Source organism: Ruegeria sp. B10 (assembly GCF_056539825.1).
Genome location: NZ_JBQFVP010000010.1, coordinates 236,611 through 243,537, shown reverse-complemented (window position 1 = coordinate 243,537; position 6,927 = coordinate 236,611). Strand labels below are relative to the sequence as shown.

The window sequence follows — 6,927 nt, the reverse complement described above, 5'->3', positions numbered from 1 at the left end:
TGGCGAAGACGGCAATGCCGAGGTCGAGGCCAAGGTCAAAGCAGAAGTCGCCGACCTCTGCGCACGCTTCCCTATCTATCCGAACCTGTAAAACCAAGGACAATAAACCATGAGCTTTCACCCAATCGAACAGGCTCCGGCCCGTCTGAACCGCAGCGAACTGGCTGTTCCGGGCAGCCAGCCCGGCATGTTTGAAAAAGCGGCCAAGTCGGATGTGGATGTGATCTTCCTGGATCTGGAAGACGCCGTCGCGCCCGACGAAAAAGAACAGGCTAGAGCGAACATCATCGAGGCCCTGAATGACATCGACTGGGGCAACAAGACCATGTCGGTGCGGATCAACGGGCTGGATACTCATTACATGTATCGCGACGTGGTGGATGTGGTCGAACAGGCCGGTCAACGTCTGGACCTGATCATGATCCCCAAGGTCGGCACCGCCGCGGATGTATACGCCGTCGACATGCTGGTCACCCAGATCGAGGACGCCAAAGGCTACAAAAAGCGGATCGGGTTCGAACATATCATCGAAACGGCGCTCGGCATGCAGAATGTCAGCGAGATTGCTGCCGCGTCGAAACGCAACGAAAGTCTGCATTTCGGGGTTGCCGACTATGCGGCCTCGACCCGTGCGCGGACAACCATCATTGGCGGTGTGAACCCGGATTACTCGGTGCTGACCGATGCCGATCCTGAGGGCGGCCGCATGACCCATTGGGGTGATATGTGGCACTACGCGCTTGCGCGTATGGTGGTCGCGGCACGTGCAAACGGGTTGCGCCCGATCGACGGCCCGTTCGGTGATTTTCAGGACCCCGCTGGCTATCGCGCGGCGGCAAAGCGCGCAGCGGTGCTGGGGTGCGAAGGCAAGTGGGCCATTCACCCCAGCCAGATCGCGCTGGCCAATGAAGTCATGTCGCCTTCGGATGCCGAGGTGGACAAGGCCAAGCGGATTCTCGTCGCGATGGCCGATGCGGAGGCGGCAGGCAAGGGCGCTGTCTCGCTGGACGGTCGCCTGATCGACTATGCCTCGATCCGGCAGGCGGAGGTGCTGGTTGAAAAGGCAGGTCAGATCGCTGCCGCGTGATCTGCCAATTGTTAGACGGTTCGGGCTGTCCAATCGGACGGCCCGTTTCGGTTTTGCGGACGAAAGGCGCTGATCGGACGGCCGAATTCACGGGTGAACGACCGCCCCAAGGCCGACGCACAAGAAAACCCGCATCGCAGGGCGATCTGCTCGACACTCAGTCGCGTTTCCTGCGCCAGATAGCGCGCATGTTGCAGACGATAGAGCTTGTAGTATTTGCCGGTCGTCATCCCCAACTCATCCGCAAACGCGCGGCTGAGGCTGCGCTCAGAGAGCGAGACGCGTTCGGCCAGTTCAAAGGTTGTCAACGGAGTCTCGAGGTTCTCGGCAATGACATTCAGGGCGTCCAGCAGTTTTGGGGACCCACGATCCTGCAATTGTTGCGAACCGCGCTTCAGCTCGGACTGGCGGGCGGGGTCGTATATGAACATGTTCGATGCATCAAACGCGGCGGCGGGGCCGAACAGGTTCTGGATCAGGTCGAGGGTCAGTTCCAGCGCCGTGCTGGCCCCTCCGCAGGTCAGAAACGGGCCGGAATGGACAAACCGCGCGCTGGACACGTTCACTTCGGGAAAGCTTTCGCGAAAGGCATCAAGCTCCTGCCAGTGGATCGTGGCCTGGTGCCCGTCCAGAACCCCGGCTTCGGCCAAAATCCAAGCCGCTGTATCCAAAGCCAGAACGCGCTTGGCGGTCCGAACGGCCTGTCGGATTGCAGCCAGAAGCTCTTTGTTGATCTGCTGCCGGACGCGGTAACCGGCCACGATGACCAGCGTTCCAGTCGATTTCGCCGGGTCGAAGGCCCGATTGGGAGAGACCTGTATCGCGCTCGAGCTTTCCACGGGTTCGCCGTTCAGGCTGGTGATCTCCCAACCCGGACTGGCGTAGAGCGCGCGCATCTTGACGTCTCGCAACGGCTCGAGCGCGCTGGCCAGCACCATGTTGGAGAACCCATCCAGCAACAGGAACTCGAAATGCTCATGCGGGGATGACGACAAAAGTATTCCTCCTGACGAGAAATGTATCGTGTGTTCCGGGGTTTTGAAAGTAGCGTTGCCGCATTCAGTCGCCTTCCAAGGCGCGATTCCTGCTGATCGAAGGACAAAGATATGCCCCTTGCCATGAACCGCGAAGTTTTCATCACCTGTGCCATCACTGGATCTGGTGGGACGCAGGACAAATCCCCTCATGTGCCGCGCTCGCCCGAGCAGATTGCCAATTCGGCGATTGATGCGGCCAAGGCGGGGGCTGCCGTTGTGCATTGCCACGTGCGCGACCCGGAAACCGGCGTGCCTTCGCGCGATCTGGGCCTGTACCGCGAGGTGACAGACCGCATTCGCGATGCTGAGGTCGATGTGGTGCTGAACCTAACGGCCGGTATGGGCGGTGATATTGTGTTCGGCCCGACCGAAAACCCGTTTCCGGTCAATGAAGCGGCCACTGACATGATCGGGGCGACAGAGCGGATGGCGCATATCGCCGAATGCCTGCCCGAAATCTGCACCCTCGACTGTGGCACCATGAACTTTGCCGAAGCAGACTATGTGATGACCAACACCCCCGGCATGCTGCGGGCGATGGGTCAGATGATGACTGATCTTGGCGTAAAGCCCGAGATTGAGGCCTTCGACACCGGCCACCTATGGTTCGCCAAGCAACTGGTAAAAGAGGGTATTCTGGAGCCCAACGCTCTGGTTCAATTGTGCATGGGTGTGCCGTGGGGCGCCCCCAATGACATCAACACCTTCATGGCGATGGTCAATGCGGTGCCGTCTGATTGGACATGGTCGGCCTTCTCGCTGGGTCGCGACCAGATGCCCTACGTTGCGCAATCGGTTCTGGCGGGTGGCAATGTCCGCGTCGGGCTTGAGGACAACCTGTTTCTGGAAAAAGGCGTTCTGGCCACCAATGCACAACTGGTCGAACGGGCCGTGACGGTGATCGAGAACATGGGCGCCAAGATCATCGGCCCGGACGCCGTGCGCGAGAAACTGGGCCTGACCAAGCGCGCTCCCGTCGCGAAATGAGCAGGCGCGTTCTTGTAACCGCAGGCGCGGCGGGCATCGGTCGTGTTATTGCGGAGCAGTTCATTCAAGATGGATCGCGGGTCGCGGTCTGCGATGCAGATCCCGCAGCGGTTCAGAGCTTTGCCGAATCGCATCCCGGCAGTATCGCCGTGGTGGCCGATGTCACCTCGGAAGCCGCCATGGACGCTTACCTAAGTTCGGTTGAGGCCGAATGGGGCGGCATTGATGTGGTCTGCGCCAATGCCGGTACCGGCGGCCCCGCCGGGCCGATCGAAGACCTTGCCTATGACGCGTGGCAGCAATGCCTCGCCACCAACGTGCACGGTGCATATCTGACCTGTCGCTGGGCGGCGCGGGTCATGAAGGCGCAAAAAAGTGGCCTGATCGTCATGACCTCGTCCACCGCTGGGATCATGGGCTATCCGATGCGGTCCCCATATGCGGCAGCGAAATGGGCCCTGATCGGTCTGACCAAAACCTTGGCGATGGAGCTTGGCCCCTTTGGCATCCGCGTCAACGCGATCTGCCCCGGTGCTGTTGAAGGCGACCGGATGGAGCGTGTATTGGCCAACGAGGCCGCAGCCCATGGTCAGAGCATTGAGACCATGCGCGCCGCCTATGTGACCGGCGTGTCCATGAAAACATGGGTTACGGCGCAGGACGTGGCGAACAGCATTCATTTCCTTGCCTCAGAGGCGGGAACCAAAATCTCGGGGCAGGTTCTGTCCATTGATGGCCATACGGAGACACTTGCGCCATGACACAAAAAGCAACCATCATCGGCGGCGGCGTGATCGGCGGGGGCTGGGTTGCCCGTTTTCTGCTGAACGGCTGGAACGTATCGGTTTTTGACCCGGACCCGGAAGCCGAGCGCAAAATCGGCGAAGTACTGGCCAATGCCCGCCGTGCCTTGCCCGCCCTTTATGACAAGGCGCTGCCAGCCGAGGGTACTCTGACTTTTCATGACGACATGGGCGAGGCTCTGGCTGGTGCCGTGTGGGTTCAGGAAAGCGTGCCCGAGCGTTTGGACCTCAAGCACAAGATCCACGCGCAGATCGACGAGTTGTCGCCTGCGGATGCGGTGATCGGGTCTTCGACCTCGGGGTTCAAACCCTCTGAACTGAACGAACAGGGCGGGCGCGTCGTCGTCGCGCACCCGTTCAACCCCGTCTACCTGCTGCCGCTGGTCGAGCTGGTGGGGGACGCGGACACATGCGCCAAGGCGTCGGATATCCTGCGGTCCATCGGGATGTATCCGCTGACCGTCCGCAAAGAGATCGACGCACACATCGCTGACCGTTTCCTCGAGGCTGTCTGGCGTGAGGCGCTTTGGCTGGTCAAGGATGGCGTCGCCACGACCGAGGAAATCGACGAAGCGATCCGCATGGGGTTTGGTATCCGCTGGGCGCAGATGGGTCTGTTCGAAACCTACCGCGTCGCGGGTGGCGAAGCGGGGATGAAACACTTCATGGCGCAATTCGGCCCGGCCTTGCAATGGCCCTGGACCAAGCTGATGGATGTGCCGGAATTTACCGATGAACTGGTCGACCTGATCGCGGGTCAGTCGGACGCGCAATCCGGCCATTTGTCGATCCGCGAACTTGAGCGTCTGCGCGATGACAACCTGATCGGAATGATGCGCGCCTTAAAGAAGACCGGCAGCGGGGCGGGCGGCGTTCTGAATGCGCACGAAGCGATGTTGCCTGACCCCGAAGGTGATGATCTGCCGATCACGGTGGATCGTGTCATCCCGCAAAGCTGGACAGACTATAATGGCCACATGAATGAGGCCCACTATATCGAGGTCTCGGCCCAGGCGACGGACAGTTTCATGCTGATGATCGACGCGGATGCAGATTATATCGCGGCGGGCAACAGCTATTTCACGGTCGAGAATTTCGTGCAGTACCACGCGGAATTGCATGCGGGGGATCGTCTGACCGTCACAACGCAGGTTCTGCGGGGCGAAGGCAAGAAAATGCACCTGTTCCACCGTCTGCACGGACCGGATGGAGAGGTCGCGGCCACTGTCGAAACCCTGCTGCTGCATATGGATCTGAACGCGCGCAAGACCTCTCTGCCGACCGAGTATGTGGCCGCGAAACTGACCGCTTTCGCCGAAGATCACGCCAAGCTGCCAGCCCCTCAGGGGGCGGGCCGCCATGTGGGGCAACGGGGCTGATAGCAACGCGTGCCGCCTCTGGGTTCATGAATCCGGCGGCGGCATCTACTGGCGGGTCGATCTGCAAAGATCCTGATCCGCCTTTTTTCCGCAAGCCCGGCGGCGTTGTGTTATAATTTCCTCCAATTGTTGTTGTGTTTTGGAGGTAAATTATGATTTTTCGTTTAGTGGCAGCACTTTGTTTGACCTTCGCTTTGTCTACCGCGAATCCCCAGATTGCCAGGGCAGATGCGGGTGACTTCATTGGCGGCGCTGTTGTCGGAGGCGTGGTTGGCTACGCAATCGGCAAAGATCAGCAAAAGAAGAAAGCGCAGCGCTCGACCACCCGGACATATCGGCCAAGCATTCCATCTACTTCGGAAGGGGCGCAGACGCAAACGGCGCTCAACTATTTCGGCTACAATGCGGGGCGTGTTGATGGTCAGGTGGGTGGCGGCACGCGAGCTGCAATCCAACGGTATCAGGCGTCCATGGGATACCCAGTCAACGGGTATGATTTCCAACCGTATCAGCGCGATTTCCTGATGCAGGCCTATTACTGGGGTACGAGTGGTGGTCAGGCCAGCACTCAGCTCTCCGGACAGCCTTTGTTGATGGCCTATCGTCGGCAAGTCCAAACGGGCACAGCTGTGGCCGCCGCTCCGGTGCCCGCACCGCAACCTGTGGCACCTGTGACTGCAACGGCGGCCCCTGCAGAACCAGCGCCCGAGCCGGAAGTGACCGAAACGGCCACTGCAGCGCTGCCGAGCCTGTTTGCGGGCGGTACCGGTGGCCCGTCGCTGGCCAACCGTTGTAGTGCAGTGATGCTGCAAACTTCGACCAATGGCGGCTACACGACGCTGGCGAACATGTCGGACCCAGATTTCGCCCTGAGCGAGCAGTTCTGTCTTGCGCGCAGCTACGCCATGGCACGGGGTGAGGATCTGATGCAGGACATTCAGGGCCTGACACCGGATCAAGTGACCGCGCAATGCGAGGCCTATGGTGAGATGCTTGCACCTCAGGTCGTCTCCCTGTCGTTGACGTCTAAAACCGAGGCCGAAACGCAGATGCGTAAGCTGGCGTTGGATTCTGGCCTAAGCCCCAAGGACATTGCAGCGACAAGCAAGGTCTGTCTGGCGATGGGCTACCGTCAGGACAATATGGACAGCGCAGTAGGCTCGGCATTGATGCTGGTTGCCATGGGTGAACCTGCCTATGGAGAGTTGATCGGTCACCACCTGCGCGAAGGTTTCGGCGTGCAAGAGCGTCGCGATCTGGCAATGCAGTGGTATGACGCAAGCCTGTCCGCGCTGGATGCCGGATCTCAGGCCGTGTTCCTGCCGTCACAATCGGATCGCCCGGAATTGCTACGGGCAGCGATGACAGAAACACAGTAGGTCTGGCTGACCCATTCCGCGGGCGCATGGATCGCCCGCGGCTTCTTCAAGCGCCGCAATAGCAGGAACCATGATTGGGTGCAGAGCAATTCTGCGAAAATCAGCGATATACAAATTTAATTCTTGGCGTCACGCGCTTCTGAATGCGTCAAGATACAATGCCCGTGCGCAAACACCTCAAAGGCGTGCTGTTTGGCATTGGCGGCAAGCGACATACCCGCTTGTTCCGCCAACCAACGCGGTGGGCGAGGATAC

General features: G+C 60.0%; 6 protein-coding genes. 5 read left to right on the top strand and 1 reads right to left on the bottom strand.

What is annotated here, in order from left to right; genetic code table 11:
• The first annotated feature begins 109 nt into the window (after positions 1-109).
• The gene (locus ACR0J4_RS15650) at positions 110-1,087 is read left to right on the top strand and encodes an HpcH/HpaI aldolase/citrate lyase family protein (protein ID WP_170641072.1); all 978 of its coding nucleotides are present in this window, start codon (positions 110-112) and stop codon (positions 1,085-1,087) included.
• Positions 1,088-1,098: 11 nt separating this feature from the next.
• Here ACR0J4_RS15650 and ACR0J4_RS15645 read toward each other — a convergent pair whose 3' ends face one another.
• Positions 1,099-2,082, bottom strand: coding sequence for a GlxA family transcriptional regulator (locus ACR0J4_RS15645; RefSeq protein ID WP_170641074.1), 984 nt, complete (start codon positions 2,080-2,082; stop codon positions 1,099-1,101).
• A 111-nt stretch (positions 2,083-2,193) separates the two neighbouring features.
• Between ACR0J4_RS15645 and bcoG the strand changes: the two genes are divergently transcribed.
• The 4 genes from bcoG (at position 2,194) to ACR0J4_RS15625 (ending at position 6,672) form a co-directional block, all read left to right on the top strand.
• On the top strand, positions 2,194-3,111 hold the full coding sequence (gene bcoG / locus ACR0J4_RS15640; RefSeq protein ID WP_170554807.1) for a 3-dehydrocarnitine:acetyl-CoA trimethylamine transferase BcoG: 918 nt from the start codon (positions 2,194-2,196) through the stop codon (positions 3,109-3,111).
• On the top strand, positions 3,108-3,872 hold the full coding sequence (locus tag ACR0J4_RS15635; RefSeq protein WP_170554809.1) for an SDR family oxidoreductase: 765 nt from the start codon (positions 3,108-3,110) through the stop codon (positions 3,870-3,872). The genes bcoG and ACR0J4_RS15635 overlap by 4 nt, the downstream gene beginning before the upstream one ends.
• Complete coding sequence (locus tag ACR0J4_RS15630) at positions 3,869-5,293, top strand: carnitine 3-dehydrogenase (protein WP_170641076.1); 1,425 nt, start codon at positions 3,869-3,871, stop codon at positions 5,291-5,293. Before ACR0J4_RS15635 ends, ACR0J4_RS15630 begins: the two co-directional genes overlap by 4 nt.
• 152 nt (positions 5,294-5,445) lie before the next feature.
• Positions 5,446-6,672: a peptidoglycan-binding domain-containing protein gene (locus ACR0J4_RS15625; protein WP_170641078.1), complete on the top strand. Its 1,227-nt coding sequence runs from the start codon at positions 5,446-5,448 to the stop codon at positions 6,670-6,672.
• Positions 6,673-6,927 lie beyond the last annotated feature (255 nt).

Bases quoted from the DNA above. Each gene is read 5' to 3' on its own strand.
- ACR0J4_RS15650 (WP_170641072.1), top strand. From the start codon at position 110: ATGAGCTTTCACCCAATCGAACAGGCTCCGGCCCGTCTGAACCGCAGC.
- bcoG (WP_170554807.1), top strand. From the start codon at position 2,194: ATGCCCCTTGCCATGAACCGCGAAGTTTTCATCACCTGTGCCATCACT.
- ACR0J4_RS15635 (WP_170554809.1), top strand. From the start codon at position 3,108: ATGAGCAGGCGCGTTCTTGTAACCGCAGGCGCGGCGGGCATCGGTCGT.
- ACR0J4_RS15630 (WP_170641076.1), top strand. From the start codon at position 3,869: ATGACACAAAAAGCAACCATCATCGGCGGCGGCGTGATCGGCGGGGGC.
- ACR0J4_RS15625 (WP_170641078.1), top strand. From the start codon at position 5,446: ATGATTTTTCGTTTAGTGGCAGCACTTTGTTTGACCTTCGCTTTGTCT.